Consider the following 16,075-nt stretch of genomic DNA (forward strand, 5'->3'; position numbering starts at 1 on the left):
GGTATTTTTTTATCTGAAATACGAGGATGTGGATGCGAATACTACCGATCATTGCCATGGCGCTGCTGCTCAGCGGCTGCGGCAGCATTATCAGCCGTACGGTGCCCGGGCAGGGGCATGGCAATCAATATTACCCGGGCGTACAGTGGGATGTTCGCGATTCGGCATGGCGCTATCTCACCATTCTCGACCTGCCGTTCTCGCTGGTATTTGATACGCTTCTGCTGCCTCTGGACGCCAGCCACGGACCCTATAACTGATTAACGCTCGTCCCACTCGTCGGCTGCCGTCTGCCCCTCTTCGGTGTCCAGCGAGGGCTCGAGCTGAAATTCGCCTTCATCCCATTCGTGGAGCGTATTTTCCTCCAGCCACTCCTGACGCAGCTCTATCTCATCATAATCCCCGTCGAAGACGCTCTGCGCGGCTTCGCCGCTGAGCATCGGGAGGCATTCGCCTTGTTCCTCTTCGTCAGCAAAAAATTCGGCCTGCCAGGCGATATCGCCATCCTGCAGCACATACTTTTGAATGTTGAGCTGCTCAACGTTGGCGCTCTCTTCATCGCTGTCAGGGTTGTTGGCGAGAAATTCTTCACGTGCTGCATCAATAGCTTCTTCAAGCGTGGCGTAGAACATCGAATCCTTTGGCATAGCGAATCTCCTGAGAAGAATATGAATTGAACACGATTCAATCTATAGAAGGCGGTACGCACGGCGTCAAGGGACAGAGCCACTCTCGACGTTAATTTACTGAATGCGAAGTATCCGCGGCTGGCCGACGCAGGCTGAGGGTGGAGTAGATCGCATTAAACAATACCACCCCTGCGGTGACCAGAAATACAGCGCGGAAGCCATAGTTAGCGGAAACCGACGCGCCAATCAGGGGGCCGGTAACGTTGCCAATATCGCGGAACGACTGGTTATAGCTGAAGATTCGCCCGGAGATCTGACTGGTGGAGTTGTACACCAGCAGGGTTTGCACCGCCGGCAGCAGCGCGCCGTCCGCGGCGCCGAGCAGGAATCGCAGGATACCTAACTGCAGCGGGGTCTGAACGAACGACATCGGGATCAGGAGTAGCACCGAGATAATCAGCGCCACGATGAGGATTTTTTCCGGCCCGATGCGATCCCCCAGTTTGCCCAGCCGCGGGGCGCTCATCAGCGCGGCAATGCCCGGCACCGAGGCGATCATTCCGCTGATAAAGGCGATATTACTGACGTTGCCCGCGAGATCGCGTACATAAAGCGTCAGGATCGGCGCAATGGAACCGGTGGCCACCTGGATTATCAGCGAGGTCACAAACAGGCTGAGCACCAGTTTGGGATTCTGCAGCGAAGAGAACACCTCTCTGGCACTGAGCATCTCTTTCCTGGCGATCGGCACAAAATTTTCGCGGATTAAAAACAGGGTAAACAAGAAACAGATAAATAGTACCGCCGCGGTCATAAAGAAGACGGTGCGCAATCCCCAGTGGTCGGCCAGGAAGCCACCTGCCAGCGGGCCGAGCAGGGCGCCGCTTACCGCGCCGGTAGACAGTGTCCCCAGCGCCCAGCCGCTTTTATGGCGCGGGATCTGGGTGGCAATCAGGGCGTTGGCGTTGGGAATAAAGCCGCCCAGCAGGCCGAGCAGTGCGCGCAGCAGCAGAAACTGCCAGATATTCTGCGCCATTCCCATCAGCATCATCACGATGGCCATCCCGAGGGCGGAACGCAGCAGCATGATTTTTCTCCCCTTGCGATCAGCAAGCCCCCCCCAGAACGGCGAGGCGATGGCAGAGAAAAGAAAGGTAATACTAAAGACCAGCCCGGACCACATGTTCAGGGCGCTATGCCCGGTGACGCCGAGCTGTTCGACGTAGAGTGGCAGAAAGGGCATGACCAGGCTGAAGGCGGCGCCGGTTAAAAAGCAGCCAAGCCAGGTCACGGTCAGGTTTCGTTTCCAGTTAATGGGGGTTTCAGCAGACGACATAGGGTTCCACTGGCCTGCGCGGCAGGTCAAATTAAGAGAAAATATGAGCCTGCTAATTATGCGCCTGAGAAATAGATGCCGCAATGGAGGAGAGCTTTTAAAGCTAAAGGAGAGCCTAAAGCCTGAGCGGCGAAGCTTCCCGGCCGGGATGAGCGCGGCCGGGAAAAGGGATCAGTAGCGGGAGGGCATGCCTTCGGGGCGGGTTTTGAAGCGACGATGGAGCCACATATACTGTTCCGGGGCCATCATGATGCACTGCTCAACGATCTTGTTCATCCACGCGGCGGTGGTTTCCGCGTCGTCCAGCGGCGGGGAACACTCTGGCGGCAGGATAATCAGTTCATAACCTTTACCGTCCGGTTTGCGACGCGGGACGAAGGGCACGATGCAGGCTTTGGACATTTTCGCCAGCATCCAGGTGCCGGAGGTGGTCGCCGCCTGGTCGACCGCAAACAGTGGGGCAAAGACGCTGGCGGTCGGGCCGTAATCGTGATCCGGTGCGTACCACACCACTTCGCCTTTTTTCAGTGCCCGGATCATGCCTTTCAGATCCTTACGGTCAATCATATCCTTGTTGGAGCGCAAGCGGCCCCAGGTCTGCAGCCAGTCGATCACCGGGTTGTCGTTGGGGCGATAGACGCCAATCCCCGGCTCGTTCATACCGAACATCCGCGCTCCCATCTCGAGAGTGAGGAAATGAATACCGATCAGCAGAATGCCGCGCTGCTGCGCCTGCACATCGCGAATATGCTCAAAGCCGATGGTGTCGGTCCAGCGGGCGATACGGCGAACCGGCCAGAACCAGGCCATACCGGTCTCCATCAGCCCCATGCCCACCGATTCAAAGTTCATCACCACCATTCGGTGGCGTTCCTGCTCGCTTTTCTCGGGGAAGCAGAGCTCAAGGTTGCGATAGGCGATTTTCGCCCGGCGCTTCATAAAGCGCATGGCCAGACGGCCGATGGCGTTCCCGAGGCGGTAGATCAGCGGGTAGGGCAGTTGGACAACCAGCCACAGCAGGCCGATACCCAGCCACAGCAGCCAATAGCGCGGATGCAACAGCGCCGGAGAAAATTTAGGCAAATGAGTCATTTCATACCCGTATCAGTGAGCAACGTCTTATATTATCGCATTTTTTTACCGGCCAGCCAAAGGCGGCGACAGTCAGCTCGTTTTGTTAAGCGGGGCGCGACCGGGTGAGAGAAATGTAGCGTAAAATGTAGGGATGTAAATTAATTAGCTTTGCTATATCATGCCCGCCGTTTATTTCCTCATTTCTATGTCGAGCAGGTACACCATGCCAGTGTTACACAACCGCATTTCAAATGAGACGTTAAAGGCGCAAATGCTGGCTGAGACCGAGCCGCGCACGACGATCTCATTCTATAAATATTTCACCATTGTCGACCCGCAGGCGACCCGTGATGCGCTGTGGGTTGCCTTAACCCAGCTGAAGGTCTTTGGCCGCATCTATCTGGCCCGGGAAGGGATCAACGCGCAAATCAGCGTGCCGCAAAGCAACGTTGAGGCTCTGCGTGAGTTTCTCTATGGCTTCGATCCGGCGCTGGCGGGGCTGCGTTTCAATATCGCCGTGGAGGACGATGGTAAGTCTTTCTGGGTGCTGCGCCTGAAAGTTCGCGATCGTATCGTCGCCGACGGCATCGACGATCCCTCGTTTGACGCCTCCAATGTGGGGGAGTATCTCAAGGCGGCGGAAGTCAACGCGATGCTTGACGATCCGGATGCCGTGTTTATCGATATGCGCAACCACTATGAATATGAGGTGGGCCATTTCGAAAACGCGCTGGAGATCCCGGCGGATACCTTCCGCGACCAGCTGCCGAAAGCCGTGGAAATGATGCAGGACCATAAAGACAAGAAAATTGTCATGTATTGCACCGGCGGCATTCGCTGTGAAAAAGCCAGCGCCTGGATGAAGCATAACGGCTTCAATAAGGTCTGGCACATCGAGGGTGGCATCATCGAGTACGCCCGTCGCGCCCGCGAGCAGGGGCTGCCGGTGCGCTTCATTGGCAAAAACTTTGTCTTTGATGAGCGGATGGGCGAGCGGATCTCCAATGACGTTATCGCGCACTGTCATCAGTGCGGCGCGCCGTGCGACACCCATACTAACTGCCTGAACGATGGCTGCCATCTGCTGTTTATCCAGTGCCCGAGCTGCGCCGAGAAGTTTGCCGGCTGCTGTAGCGAAGCCTGCATGGAAGAGCATAAGCTACCGGAAGAGGAGCAGCGTAAGCTGCGCGCCGGGCGTGAAAACGGCAACAAAATCTTTAATAAATCCCGTGGCCGGCTGAATACCAAACTCGGGATCCTCGACCCGGAGCCGTCAGAAAAACCATAACCAGACGAGATCGATGATCGCCAGCAGCAGCCAGAGCGCCAGGTAGATCATAAAATGCTCGCGCACGTTGTTGACCAGCATATTAAACAGGCGACGCATAACCGCTCTCAATCACTAACGGCCTCAGCAGAGGCCGTTTCTTTACCCAACGGCAAAAGTGCCGCATTCCATTACGCGTTAAAGCGCGCCAGAGAAAAGGGGGCCAGATTGAAGCTCGATGCTTCGCCCTGAGCAAACTGACTGGCAATTTCGCCCAGCACCGGCGCAAACTTAAAGCCGTGGCCGCTCAGCCCGGTGATCAGCAGCGTGTCTGGCCTGCCTGGCAACGTATCGATAATAAAGTCCTCATCGACGGTATTGTCGTAGGTACAGGAGGCGCCGTGCAGGCAGCCGCCGATGCCAGGCAGGACGTTACGCAAAAACGGGAAGGATTCGGAACCATCGCTGGCGACAGCGCCAAACACTACCCGTTCCTGCGGGGTGGAGATCGGCTGGCCGCCGTTATGCTTGCCAATTTTCAGTTCATTATCTTCCGCCGGGAAACCGTAATATTGATCGCCATTGGGCAACTCGCCGGTGAAGGCCGGGAAGTGATTCTTGCTGCTGTAACGGCCATCGGCCTGGTACCAGGCGAACACCTTGCGTACCGGCTGGATAGGGAGGTCCGGAAGCAGGCGGGTGACCCAGGTGCCGGCGCTGACCAGCAGCTTTTTACCATGATATTCACCGTCGAGGGTATCGATGGTGATCCCGTCAGCATGGTGATGAATAGCCGAGACCGGACAGTTGAATAGCTGCGCGCAGCCTGCTTCCCGCGCCAGACGGATCCAGGTTTCTACGGCCAGTTCGCTGCGCAGTACGCCGGAAGCGGGTTCGAAAATCGCCCGATAGTCATCGGGGAGGCGTATCTCCGGCCAGCGCTGCATCACGGCCTGGGCATCCAGCTCTTCCACCTCAAGCTGGAACGCACGGGCGCTGGCGGCGACGTTGGCGAGAAAAGCGGAGCTGGCGGGGCCGAGGTTAATGACGCCGGTGCGTTCAAACACGGCTTCGCCACTGATCTCTGCCAGTTCATCCCATAGCTGCTGGGCACGCAGCACCAGCGGAACATATTTCTCACCTTCGCCATAGGCGTGACGGATAAGACGGCTGCTGCCGTGATGGCTGCCTTCCTGGTGGGGAGGTTGATGGGCATCGGTCATCAGAACATTGAGTCCGGCACGGCGCGCATAATAGCCAGCGGCGGCGCCGACGGAGCCGCTGCCAATAATGATAAGATCGTATTGCATGGTGAGTTCCGGGTAATTGCCTTGTTAGCAGGGTAATTAACTCCCTGTGCTTATACAAGCCCGAAAATAATTCAGGCACCCGCAGGTGCCTGTTAAGTTTAATGTTAAGTCATTCGCAAGCCGCGTTAATGTCGGCGGTACTCGTTTTCCTGGTATTCGCCAGATTCAATCTTCGCAATGCCTGCTTCCAGGATTGAAATAAACTGACGTGCGACGTCCGTCGTTAGCCATAGCGTCTGGCCGATCTCAGCATCATTACTGTTTTCTTGAGTGGGGTTCTGGTAGTGCAGGCGCAACATCAGCGCATCGTAGCTATCAACGGTGCTGATGTCCCATCCAACGAGGGGATGGGTCTGAATGACTTCATTATTTTTTTCCATCATAACCCCTTATTCATATGTTAAAAGACAACAATTCTCGAGGTTTAATGCATATTTTTTGAAGCAAGTTAATTATATCAGGGATCAAGAATAAACTCGAGAAATTAAATGAAAGGCAGCATGATTTTCTTCTTTTGCCGCTTTTTTACTCAAGATAAGCGCGTAAAATGGCCACTTTAGTCGATATTGAGCAGAATAATCAGGACTATTCTGAACAGAAGAGGGGATAAAAAAAGCCGGGGCGACCCGGCAAAAAAAGCACAATGAGGGAGCAAACCAGAGTAACTGGATCCCGCCATGCTTCAGGAGAGATCGTGGACAAACCAGTCGTCCGCGCTTTCCCATGTTTCCTGCAGGATTTCGCTTATCCGGTCTTTGTCTTCTTTTCAGGGCGCCAAACACCGAGAGCTGATTACCGGTGGCGTAGCGGACGCTCACCTGGCTATCGATGGCCGGGAATTGCTCGGCGATACGGCGAGAGAGTTCGTTATTCAGCGCTTCCAGCGCGCCGTTAGGTAAGGCGGTCGTTTTGGCGATAGACACTTCAATGCGCATAATTGCCCCCTGCGTTCGATGCTGGTTATTTATACAGTATCCGGTTAGCGTTGACAACAGGGGGCTGCGTTTTTATTTCTTCACGGTCCAGCGAACGGTTTCACCCGCCAGGAAGGGCACCAGGGTGTCATTAGGCAGGGCAATGCTGTCCACAACGGTCGTCTCTTCACGCACCAGTTCAACGTAGCTCTCATTGACCGGCAGACCGTAGAAGCGCGGGCCGTTCAGCGAGCAGAAAGCCTCAAAGTGCTGCAGAGCGTTCATTTCTTCAAACACCGTGGCGTAGCTGCCGAGGGCGGTCGGGGCGTTAAAGCAGCCGGCGCAGCCACAGCTGGCTTCCTTACGGTGGCGGGCGTGCGGCGCGGAGTCGGTGCCGAGGAAGGCGCGGCTGAAGCCGCTGGCGACCAGCTCCCGCAGAGCCTGCTGATGAATATTGCGTTTAAGTACCGGCAGACAGTACAGGTGAGGGCGAATGCCGCCCACCAGCATATGGTTGCGGTTGAACATCAGATGCTGCGGGGTGATGGTAGCAGCCAGCAGTTCATTACCGTCACGCACGTACTCGGCGGCGTCTTTGGTGGTGATATGTTCAAAAACCACTTTCAGGCCGGGCAGGCGCTGGCGCAGGGGCTCCATCACCGTCTCAATAAAGCGCGCTTCACGATCGAAAATATCAATCTCGGCGTGAGTGACTTCGCCGTGAACGAGCAACGGCATCCCCAGTTTTTCCATCCGCTCCAGCACTGGCATAATGGCGTCGGTGCTGGTGACGCCGTGGCTGGAGTTAGTGGTGGCATTGGCCGGGTAGAGCTTGGCGGCGGTGAAAACCCCTTCGTTAAAGCCGCGTTCCAGCTCCGCTGGGTCGAGGGAGTCTGTCAGATAGCAGGTCATCAGCGGGGTAAAATCATGCCCGGCCGGCACGGCGTCCATAATGCGCTGGCGGTAAGCGATAGCCGCCGCGACGGTGGTGACAGGCGGCACCAGATTCGGCATCACGATCGCCCGGCCATAAAACTCACTGGTATAAGGCACGACGGTTTTCAGCATATCGTCATCGCGCAGATGGATATGCCAGTCGTCTGGGCGGCGGATTTTCAATACCTGGGATTGTGCTGTCATGGAAGGCTCCGGCTAATAGGTTCAGTCATCAGGGCTGTTTTTTGCCGGGCACTAAGGATAAGCGTAAACGTTTTCCTTTGCACTCATTTCCGTAAAAAATTCAGGGCGCCGTAGCGCCCTGGAGATTAATTGGTAAAGGGGATAACAATCTCGCCTGGCTTCACCTCTATACCTTTGGCGTATTTCTTCGCCAGCGCTTCGCCGGTGCTGGCGTCCTCACGCAGGACATAAGCCGGCTGCTGGCTGAAGTAGCTGCGCAGAGACTGATTCAGGTAGGGGAGCAGGGCCTGAATAACCGACTGCAGCTTCTCCGGCGCCACTTTGGCATCGACCACTTCCATTTCCTGCAGGAAGATGGCGCCTTTCTCTCGGTCAAAGGTTGGCAGCGCTTTGAGCTTCAGATCGATCGTCGCTTTCTGCGTGCCGAACAGGGAGTTAAGATCGACGTTGGCGATCCCGCTCAGGGTGACTTTGCCCGGCTCCTCGCGCCCGATAGCGCTGGTCAGGTTCTGCAGTTCGATATGGGCGTCGGCAACGCCTTTCAGACCAATATCTTTGGCGAAATGGTTTCGCTTCTGCAGGGCCTGGTTAATCTCCTGCTCGCTTACCGTGTATTGGGTCAGCTGATTACAGCCGCTCAGCAGGCCGCTGACAATTAGCGCGGCGGCGATCAATATCTTTTTCATGGGGTTCCTCAAGCTCATACCTTCCTTCATCCTGACACAAAGCATCATGACCTGTCAGCACCCATCGCGCCAGCAGAATAGGCTGAAAGCAGGAGAAACCGCCGCCGCGCGCATCAGGTGCGCGGCTCCAGCATACCGGAGGCAGAGCGTTTCGGACTGAATTGCCACCATAGCGCCAGGAAGGTGATAACCCCGATGGCGCCGAGCATCAGCCACGGCAGTTCGGGCTGGCCGACGGCTTTCCCGGCATCAAACAGCCAGCCGCCGCCCGCGTAACCCAGCGCGCCGCCGAAGGCGAGCCCCAGACGGCTGAAACCCATATAGCTGCCACGCGCCCGGGCGTCCGCCAGCGAAGCGCCCAGCGTCTCGCGGGCGGGTTCGGCAATGATAGAGCCGATGTAAAACAGGCAAATCAGGGTAAACAGCTGCTGTAAACTGCTGGTCATCCCGATGGGGAGCATGGCCAGGGTCATCACCAGCAGACCGGCCATCAGCCGGTGCTCAAGGCGGAAGCGTTTTTCGCTCCAACGGGCAATAGGATAGAGCAGGGTGAGCGAAATGGTGGCTTCGATGGCGTACATCCATTTCACGGCGGCCGGCGAGCCGGCGATGTCATTCACCATGATCGGCAGCATCAGCATCACCTGCACCGCCAGCATATAATAGCCGGTCAGCGTCAGGACATAGGTGACGAAGCGTTTGTCCCGCAGCACCCGGCCCAGCCCCTCGCGAATCGGCGTTTTCACCGTCGAGAGCTTCCATGCCGGCAGATACCAGGCGTTAAACGCGGCGCAGGCGATAAACAGCGCGGCGCCGGCGCTGCACACCAGGCGAAAATCATACTGCAGCAGCCAGCTGCCCAGCAGCGCGCCAATCACCGCGCCGGCGCTATCCTGCATCATCAGGATGGAGAAAAAGCGGCCGCGCTGATGCGGACGCACCAGCTTAACCACCAGCGCCGCCCGCGGCGGATCGAACAGTGTACCGCCGAGTCCGGAGAGTATGCACGAGAACCACAGCACCCACGGCTCATGGGCGACGGCCATCGCCGCGAAACCGCCGGCACGCATCAGCATACCGGTGACGATCATCGGTTTCGCGCCGAAGCGGTCGGCGATGGCGCCGCCAAAGATGCCTAATCCCTGCTGTACCAGCTGGCGCAGGCCGAGCGCAATGCCGACCATCAGCGCTGCCCAGCCCATCTGATCGACAAAGCGGATGGAAATCAGCGGAAAAACGACAAAAAAGCCCAGCACGACCAGCATGTTATCGACTAACAGGAAATATTTACCCAGGCTCCTTGCCTGCGAGACGCGGGACATTTCCCCTCCAGGGAAAAATAGAGATAAGCGAGGATATTCTGCGGGCAATCTGCTGCTTTTCCCAGCACCCTTGCGACAATATTTTTTTATCAAAAAGCAAGATCGATTGAGCCTATTCATCGAAAAGAGGAGATGGCGCAGAAAATGGTATGTTGCTGTTTTCACACTATCGTGCAGGAAAGGTATAGTGATGAAAGCAAGAGTGAAGTCAGGGGGACTGAAAAAGGAAATGTTTGGCTATCGCAGTAACGTGCCGAAGGTGCGTTTGACGACGGACCGGCTGGTGGTGCGCCTGGTTCACGATCGTGACGCCTGGCGTCTGGCCGATTATTACGCCGAAAATAAAGCGTTCTTAAAACCCTGGGAGCCGGTTCGTGACGACAGCCACTGCTATCCCTCCGGATGGCAGGCGCGTCTGTCGATGATCGCTGAGTTTCATAAGCAGGGGTCAGCTTTTTATTTCGCGCTGCTCGACCCTGAGGAAAAAGAGATCATCGGTGTGGCGAATTTCTCCAACGTGGTGCGCGGATCTTTCCATGCCTGTTATCTTGGCTATTCTATTGGCGAGAAGTGGCAGGGGCAGGGGCTGATGTTTGAAGCGCTGACGTCGGCGATTCGCTATATGCAGCGCACGCAGCATATTCATCGCATTATGGCCAACTACATGCCGCATAATCAGCGCAGCGGCGCGCTGCTGGCGCGGTTGGGGTTTGAAAAAGAGGGTTACGCCAAAGATTATCTGCTGATTGACGGGCAGTGGCGTGACCATGTACTGACGGCGCTAACGACGCCGGACTGGTCTGCGGGACGTTAAGGAGAGAGGATGAAATATCAGTTAACTGCGCATGAAGCGCGCGTCATTGGCTGCCTGCTGGAAAAGCAGGTCACCACCCCCGAGCAGTATCCGCTGTCGGTAAATGCTGTGGTGACCGCCTGCAATCAGAAAACCAACCGCGAGCCAGTGATGTCGCTGAGCGAAAGCGAGGTCCAGGCCCTGCTGGATACGCTGGTGAAACGGCACTATCTGCGCACGGTCAGCGGATTCGGTAATCGCGTCACCAAGTATGAACAGCGCTTTTGCAACTCTGAATTTGGCGATCTGAAGCTTAGCGCCGGCGAGGTCGCGGTGGTCACGACGCTGCTGCTGCGCGGTGCTCAGACGCCGGGCGAACTACGCAGCCGGGCGCAGCGGATGTATGAGTTCAGCGATATGGCGGAAGTGGAAAGCGTGCTGGAAGGGCTGACGACGCGCGAAGATGGCCCCTTCGTCGCCCGGCTGCCCCGGGAGCCGGGAAAACGGGAAAGCCGCTATATGCATCTGTTTTGCGACGATATGGACACGCTGATCACCACAGTGGAAGCTCTCGCGCCGCTGGACGATGACGGCGATCTGCGCGCCAGGGTTGAAGCGCTGGAGGGCGAGGTGGCGGAGCTGAAAGCGCGCCTCGATTCGCTGTTACACCATCTGGGAGACTAAAACGTGGGGACAAGATTGCGCATTGGGGTGGTCGGCTTAGGCAGCATTGCGCAGAAAGCGTGGCTGCCGGTGCTGGGGGCGGCGGAAAGCTGGACGCTGCAGGCGGCCTGGTCGCCGGGTAAAGAGAAGGCGCTGCGGATCTGCGAAACCTGGCGGATGCCATACGCTGATTCCCTCGATGCCCTGGCGGCACAGTGCGATGCGGTCTTTGTCCATACCTCGACGGCTTCACATTATGAAGTAGTGAATCACTTACTGAATGCCGGGGTTCATGTTTGTGTGGATAAACCATTGGCGGACAAGCTGAGTGAGGCGGAGACGCTGGTCGAGCTGGCGGCGCGACGTCGACTGACGTTGATGGTCGGTTTTAATCGCCGCTTCGCGCCGCTCTATCGGGAGCTGAAGGGGCGGCTGGGCGAGGCGGCCTCGCTGCGGATGGATAAGCATCGTAGCGATAGCGTCGGTAACGATCTGCGCTTTACGCTGCTTGATGACTATCTGCATGTGGTGGATACCGCGCTATGGCTGGCCGACGGTCAGGCGCGTCTGCGCGGCGGCGCGCTGAAGATCACCCCGCAGGGCGAAATGCTCTATGCCGAACATCAGTTCAGTTCGCCCCGGCTGCAGGTCACCACCAGCATGCATCGTCGCGCAGGCAGCCAGCGCGAGTGGGTGCAGGCGGTCACGGATGGCGGGCTATATGCCGTCAGCGAGATGCGCGAATGGCAGGAGGAGTGCGGTCATGGCGTGGTCCAGCGCCCGGTTGCCGGCTGGCAAACCACCCTTGAGCAGCGCGGCTTTGTCGGCTGCGCGCGCCATTTTATCGAATGCGTGCAAAATCAGACAGTTCCTGAAACTGCAGGCGAACAGGCGCTGCTGGCTCAGCGGATCGTTGAGAAACTGTGGCGCGACGCCATTAGCGAATAATCCATTGTAACAACTGACAGTAGTAATTCATGTTGAACCCGGTAGACTATCGCCACTTTCCAGCGCCCGCATTTGCGGGCGTTTTACTCCAGGGTTTGGAATAACAGCGTAATGAACCTTTTAAAATCACTGGCGGCAGTCAGTTCGATGACCATGTTTTCGCGCGTGCTGGGCTTTGCCCGCGATGCGATTGTGGCGCGTATTTTTGGCGCCGGGATGGCGACTGATGCCTTTTTTGTCGCCTTCAAACTGCCTAACCTGCTGCGGCGTATTTTTGCCGAAGGCGCCTTCTCACAGGCGTTTGTGCCGATCCTTGCCGAATATAAAAGCAAGCAGGGCGAAGATGCCACCCGCGTGTTTGTCTCATACGTCTCCGGGCTGCTGACCCTGGCCCTGGCTATCGTTACCGTTATCGGGATGCTGGCGGCGCCGTGGGTAATCACCATTACTGCGCCCGGCTTTGCCGATACCGCCGATAAGTTTGCGCTAACCACCCAGCTGCTGCGTATTACCTTTCCCTATATTTTGCTGATCTCCCTGGCTTCGCTGGTGGGGGCGATCCTCAATACCTGGAACCGCTTCTCGGTGCCGGCCTTTGCGCCGACGTTCCTCAACGTCAGTATGATTGGCTTTGCGCTGTTTGCCGCGCCATATTTCCATCCGCCGGTGCTGGCGCTGGCCTGGGCGGTGACGGTCGGCGGCGTGCTGCAGCTGGCTTACCAGCTGCCGCATCTGAAGAAGATTGGCATGCTGGTCCTGCCGCGAATTAATCTGAAAGATGCCGGCGCGATGCGGGTGGTGAAGCAGATGGGGCCGGCGATCCTTGGCGTGTCGGTAAGCCAGATCTCCCTTATCATCAATACCATTTTCGCCTCATTCCTCGTGTCGGGCTCGGTGTCGTGGATGTATTATGCCGACCGCCTGATGGAGTTTCCCTCCGGCGTGCTGGGCGTGGCGCTCGGCACTATCCTGCTGCCATCGCTGTCAAAAAGCTTCGCCAGCGGTAACCATGACGAGTATTGCCGGCTGATGGACTGGGGACTGCGTCTCTGTTTTCTGCTGGCGCTGCCGAGCGCGGTGGCGCTGGGGATCCTCGCCAAACCGCTAACCGTGGCTCTGTTCCAGTACGGCAAATTCAGCGCCTTTGACGCGGCGATGACCCAGCGCGCGCTGGTGGCTTATTCCGTGGGGCTGATGGGCCTTATCGTGGTGAAAGTGCTGGCGCCGGGCTTCTATTCCCGTCAGGACATCAAGACCCCGGTCAAGATTGCTATTATCACCCTGATTATGACCCAGGTAATGAACCTGGCGTTTATCGGCCCGCTGAAGCATGCGGGTCTGTCGCTGTCCATCGGCCTGGCGGCCTGCCTGAACGCCGCGCTGCTCTACTGGCAGCTGCGTAAACAGAAAATTTTCACCCCGCAGCCAGGCTGGTTGGCCTTCCTGCTGCGTCTGATTATTGCAGTGCTGGTTATGGCCGCGGCGCTGCTGGGCGTCATGCATCTCATGCCTGAGTGGTCGCTGGGGACGATGCCGTTCCGTCTGATGCGTTTGCTGGCGGTGGTTATCGCCGGGGTGGTAGCCTATTTCGCCACGCTGCTGGTGCTGGGCTTCCGCGTGAAAGAGTTTGTCCGTCGCACGGCGTAAGCGGTTGTGAGGGTAGAAAAACCCCGCTTCGCCTCAGGCGAAGCGGGGTTTTTTTTATGATGCGCTGCGTTCGGCAGCGAGGATGCGGGCATTCTCCAGCAGACGGATCGCCAGGGCTAGCGCGCCAGTGATCACTGCCAGCGTGACCACTCCGTTCCAGCCGGCCAGCACGTACAGCTTACTGCCCAGCACCGACCCCAGCGACATCCCGATAAACACCACGGTGAACAGCAGGGCGTTGAGGCGGCCGCGGGCCTGTGGCTCAAGGCCATATACCAGGTTCTGATGCGCCACCAGGCTTGACTGCAGGCCAAGGTCAAAGCCAATCGCCGACAGGGCAATCAGCGCCAACTGAGCGTGCACTGGCAGCAGCGGCAGCATAAACATCAGGGCAAAGGAGAGGGTGACCAGCGCCGCACCCATCTGTGTCACCTTACCGGCGCCAAATTTATCGGCCAGACCGCCGGCAAGCGGCGCGGCCAGCGCCCCGGCGGCCCCGGCGATACCGAAACCGCCCGCTACTGCGCTGCCCATGTGATAGTGTTCGGAGAGCATCACCGCCAGCGTCGACCAGAAGGCGCTAAAGGCGATGGAGAGCGCGCCCTGAGCTAGCGCGGCGCGGCGTAATGCCGGGTAACGCTGCCACAGATGCGCCATCGAGGCCATCAGCTGCGGATAGCTCAGCGTCGAGTGCACAGCGAAGCGCGGCAGGACGCGCCACATTACCAGGCCAATCAGCGCGACGCTGACCGCCGCCGCCTGATACATCACCCGCCAGCCGAATACGGCGCCCACCACGCCGCTGACCGTCCGGGAGAGCAGGATCCCCAGCAGCAGCCCGGTCATCACCGTGCCCACCATTTTTCCCTGCTTGCCCGCCGGGGCGAGGATCGCCGCCGCCGGGACGATATCCTGCGCCATGGTCGCCGCCATACCGATCAGCAGACTGACCACCAGCAGTGAGCTGAGCTGGCCGGTGAGGCTGCACAGGAGCAGCAGGAGCGCCAGCAGCGCGCTTTTCACCAGGATCAGCCGGCGGCGATCGTGGCGGTCGCCGAGCGGGAGCAGGAACAGAATGCCGAGCGCATAACCCGCCTGCGTCAGGGTAGGGACCAGACCCATACCTTCTACAGTCAGGTGGAGATTGGCGCCCATCAACGGCAGCAGCGGCTGCGCGTAGTAAATAGAGGCGACGCTAAAGCCGGCGCCGAGTGCGAGAATGAAGATAATCCAGCCTGCGTCGCGGGTGGAAAGGGAAGTCGGTGTCATGTTCAATGCCTCATAGATGCGATGGGGCTATTTTTCCCTGAACGCGACTGGCGCGGTAGCCGGGCTGGTGGTAAAACGGTTATACGTAGCACGTATAGGCAAAAGGAAAATGAAAAGACAAGAGCGTATAGACCGCATTGAGCTGATGCGCACCTATATCCGCATCGTAGAGGCCGGATCGCTCTCCGCCGCCGCAGGGCAGATGGACACTACCCAGGCGACCGGTCAGCCGCCGCCTGCAGTCCCTTGAAGGGCTGCTGGGGGTTAAGCTGATCCTGCGCACCACCCATGCGATGAAGCTCACTGACGATGGCGAACGCTGTTATCGTCACGCCCGTCAGGTGGTGGACGCCTGGCTGGCGCTGGAGGATGACCTGCGTATTGCCGACGATCGGCCGGTGGGCGTTCTGCGAGTGCGGGCGCCCCACGCGTTTGGCCAGCAGCAGCTGCTGGCGCCGCTGGTGGCATTTCTACAGCGCCATCCGCAGCTGTCGGTGGAGTGGATGCTAAACGATAATACCGTCGACTTCCTCAGCGATAATATCGACTGCGCTATTCGCGTGGGGGCGGAGGTGGATCCAGCAACGGTATCCGTACTGCTGGCGGAAGTGCCGCGCTGCGTAGTGGCTTCTCCTGAGCTGCTGGCGAAGTATCCGCCGTTAACCTCGCTGGAGGCGTTATCGGGCCTGCCATGGATCGCCATTAATACCTTTTATCAGCATGAGGTACGGCTCAGGCATCAGGCAAGCGGGCAGATTGTCTCTACAGCGATTACTCCCTGTCTGAGCACTGACAGTCTTTACGTCGCGCGCAACACCGCGCTGGCGGGGCTGGGGGTGGCGATGGTGTCCAGCTGGACGGTCGTGGAGGATATTGCCGCCGGACGGCTGATTGAGCTGTTCCCGCAGTGGCGACCCGCCTCGCTGCCGGTTCATCTGGTTTATCCCTGGGCGCGCTATTACCCGACACGCCTGCGTAAGTTCCTCGACCTGATGCGGGAGATCATGCCGGATCTCGCCGGGATGCAGCGTCCGCAAAGCGCATAAAAAAACCGGCCAAAGGCCGGTTTTTTTATTA

16 protein-coding genes and 2 pseudogenes are annotated in these 16,075 nt (G+C 58.0%); 7 read left to right on the top strand and 11 right to left on the bottom strand.

The window, feature by feature from the left end; genetic code table 11:
- Positions 1–32: 32 nt before the first annotated feature.
- Positions 33–260: a YceK/YidQ family lipoprotein gene (locus tag HMPREF1024_RS15885; RefSeq protein ID WP_002898978.1), complete on the top strand. Its 228-nt coding sequence runs from the start codon at positions 33–35 to the stop codon at positions 258–260.
- Here HMPREF1024_RS15885 and HMPREF1024_RS15880 read toward each other — a convergent pair whose 3' ends face one another.
- The 3 genes from HMPREF1024_RS15880 to HMPREF1024_RS15870 form a co-directional block, all read right to left on the bottom strand.
- The gene (locus HMPREF1024_RS15880) at positions 261–647 is read right to left on the bottom strand and encodes a MysB family protein (protein WP_002898981.1); all 387 of its coding nucleotides are present in this window, start codon (positions 645–647) and stop codon (positions 261–263) included. It abuts the gene before it with no gap.
- Between the two features lie 91 nt (positions 648–738).
- Complete coding sequence (gene mdtG, locus HMPREF1024_RS15875; protein ID WP_002898984.1) at positions 739–1,965, bottom strand: multidrug efflux MFS transporter MdtG; 1,227 nt, start codon at positions 1,963–1,965, stop codon at positions 739–741.
- 171 nt (positions 1,966–2,136) lie between these two features.
- Positions 2,137–3,057, bottom strand: coding sequence for a Kdo(2)-lipid IV(A) acyltransferase (locus HMPREF1024_RS15870; RefSeq protein WP_004140735.1), 921 nt, complete (start codon positions 3,055–3,057; stop codon positions 2,137–2,139).
- Between the two features lie 205 nt (positions 3,058–3,262).
- Here HMPREF1024_RS15870 and HMPREF1024_RS15865 point away from each other — a divergent pair, with 205 nt between their 5' ends.
- Complete coding sequence (locus tag HMPREF1024_RS15865; protein WP_002898987.1) at positions 3,263–4,327, top strand: rhodanese-related sulfurtransferase; 1,065 nt, start codon at positions 3,263–3,265, stop codon at positions 4,325–4,327.
- Here the strand turns inward: HMPREF1024_RS15865 and HMPREF1024_RS15860 are convergent.
- The 7 genes and pseudogenes from HMPREF1024_RS15860 to mdtH form a co-directional block, all read right to left on the bottom strand.
- On the bottom strand, positions 4,313–4,426 hold the full coding sequence (locus tag HMPREF1024_RS15860; RefSeq protein WP_002898988.1) for a DUF2770 family protein: 114 nt from the start codon (positions 4,424–4,426) through the stop codon (positions 4,313–4,315). The genes HMPREF1024_RS15865 and HMPREF1024_RS15860 overlap by 15 nt on opposite strands.
- A gap of 71 nt (positions 4,427–4,497) precedes the next feature.
- Positions 4,498–5,616: an N-methyl-L-tryptophan oxidase gene (solA, locus tag HMPREF1024_RS15855; RefSeq protein ID WP_009308396.1), complete on the bottom strand. Its 1,119-nt coding sequence runs from the start codon at positions 5,614–5,616 to the stop codon at positions 4,498–4,500.
- Between the two features lie 125 nt (positions 5,617–5,741).
- Positions 5,742–5,996 (bottom strand): biofilm formation regulator BssS, encoded by a 255-nt coding sequence (gene bssS / locus HMPREF1024_RS15850; RefSeq protein WP_002898992.1) that lies wholly within the window; start codon positions 5,994–5,996, stop codon positions 5,742–5,744.
- A gap of 302 nt (positions 5,997–6,298) precedes the next feature.
- A pseudogene (gene dinI / locus HMPREF1024_RS0126260) lies at positions 6,299–6,551 on the bottom strand (DNA damage-inducible protein I).
- A gap of 72 nt (positions 6,552–6,623) precedes the next feature.
- A complete protein-coding gene (gene pyrC, locus HMPREF1024_RS15845; RefSeq protein ID WP_004176586.1) occupies positions 6,624–7,670 on the bottom strand; it encodes a dihydroorotase in 1,047 nt (348 codons plus the stop codon).
- A gap of 125 nt (positions 7,671–7,795) precedes the next feature.
- Positions 7,796–8,356, bottom strand: a complete 561-nt coding sequence (locus HMPREF1024_RS15840; protein WP_004150824.1) for a lipoprotein — start codon at positions 8,354–8,356, stop codon at positions 7,796–7,798.
- Positions 8,357–8,469: 113 nt separating this feature from the next.
- Positions 8,470–9,678, bottom strand: a complete 1,209-nt coding sequence (gene mdtH, locus HMPREF1024_RS15835) for a multidrug efflux MFS transporter MdtH (RefSeq protein WP_002899096.1) — start codon at positions 9,676–9,678, stop codon at positions 8,470–8,472.
- Between the two features lie 229 nt (positions 9,679–9,907).
- On the opposite strand from mdtH, the gene rimJ reads away from it, so the two are divergent.
- From rimJ to murJ, 4 genes are all read left to right on the top strand, one after another.
- Complete coding sequence (gene rimJ / locus HMPREF1024_RS15830; RefSeq protein WP_002899099.1) at positions 9,908–10,492, top strand: ribosomal protein S5-alanine N-acetyltransferase; 585 nt, start codon at positions 9,908–9,910, stop codon at positions 10,490–10,492.
- A 9-nt stretch (positions 10,493–10,501) separates the two neighbouring features.
- A complete protein-coding gene (locus HMPREF1024_RS15825) occupies positions 10,502–11,155 on the top strand; it encodes a YceH family protein (RefSeq protein ID WP_004179323.1) in 654 nt (217 codons plus the stop codon).
- A 15-nt stretch (positions 11,156–11,170) separates the two neighbouring features.
- Positions 11,171–12,082, top strand: coding sequence for a Gfo/Idh/MocA family protein (locus HMPREF1024_RS15820; RefSeq protein ID WP_004140718.1), 912 nt, complete (start codon positions 11,171–11,173; stop codon positions 12,080–12,082).
- Positions 12,083–12,193: 111 nt separating this feature from the next.
- Positions 12,194–13,729: a murein biosynthesis integral membrane protein MurJ gene (gene murJ / locus HMPREF1024_RS15815; protein ID WP_002899104.1), complete on the top strand. Its 1,536-nt coding sequence runs from the start codon at positions 12,194–12,196 to the stop codon at positions 13,727–13,729.
- A gap of 54 nt (positions 13,730–13,783) precedes the next feature.
- Here the strand turns inward: murJ and HMPREF1024_RS15810 are convergent, their stop codons facing one another.
- Positions 13,784–14,998 carry an MFS transporter gene (locus HMPREF1024_RS15810; RefSeq protein WP_004176581.1) on the bottom strand — a complete coding sequence of 405 codons (1,215 nt, stop codon included), beginning with the start codon at positions 14,996–14,998 and terminating at the stop codon, positions 13,784–13,786.
- Between the two features lie 16 nt (positions 14,999–15,014).
- Here HMPREF1024_RS15810 and HMPREF1024_RS0126265 point away from each other — a divergent pair.
- Positions 15,015–16,044, top strand: a pseudogene (locus tag HMPREF1024_RS0126265) (LysR family transcriptional regulator).
- Positions 16,045–16,075: the final 31 nt, after the last annotated feature.

The sequence above is a fragment of the Klebsiella sp. 4_1_44FAA genome (assembly GCF_000238715.1).
Taxonomy (GTDB): domain Bacteria; phylum Pseudomonadota; class Gammaproteobacteria; order Enterobacterales; family Enterobacteriaceae; genus Klebsiella; species Klebsiella pneumoniae.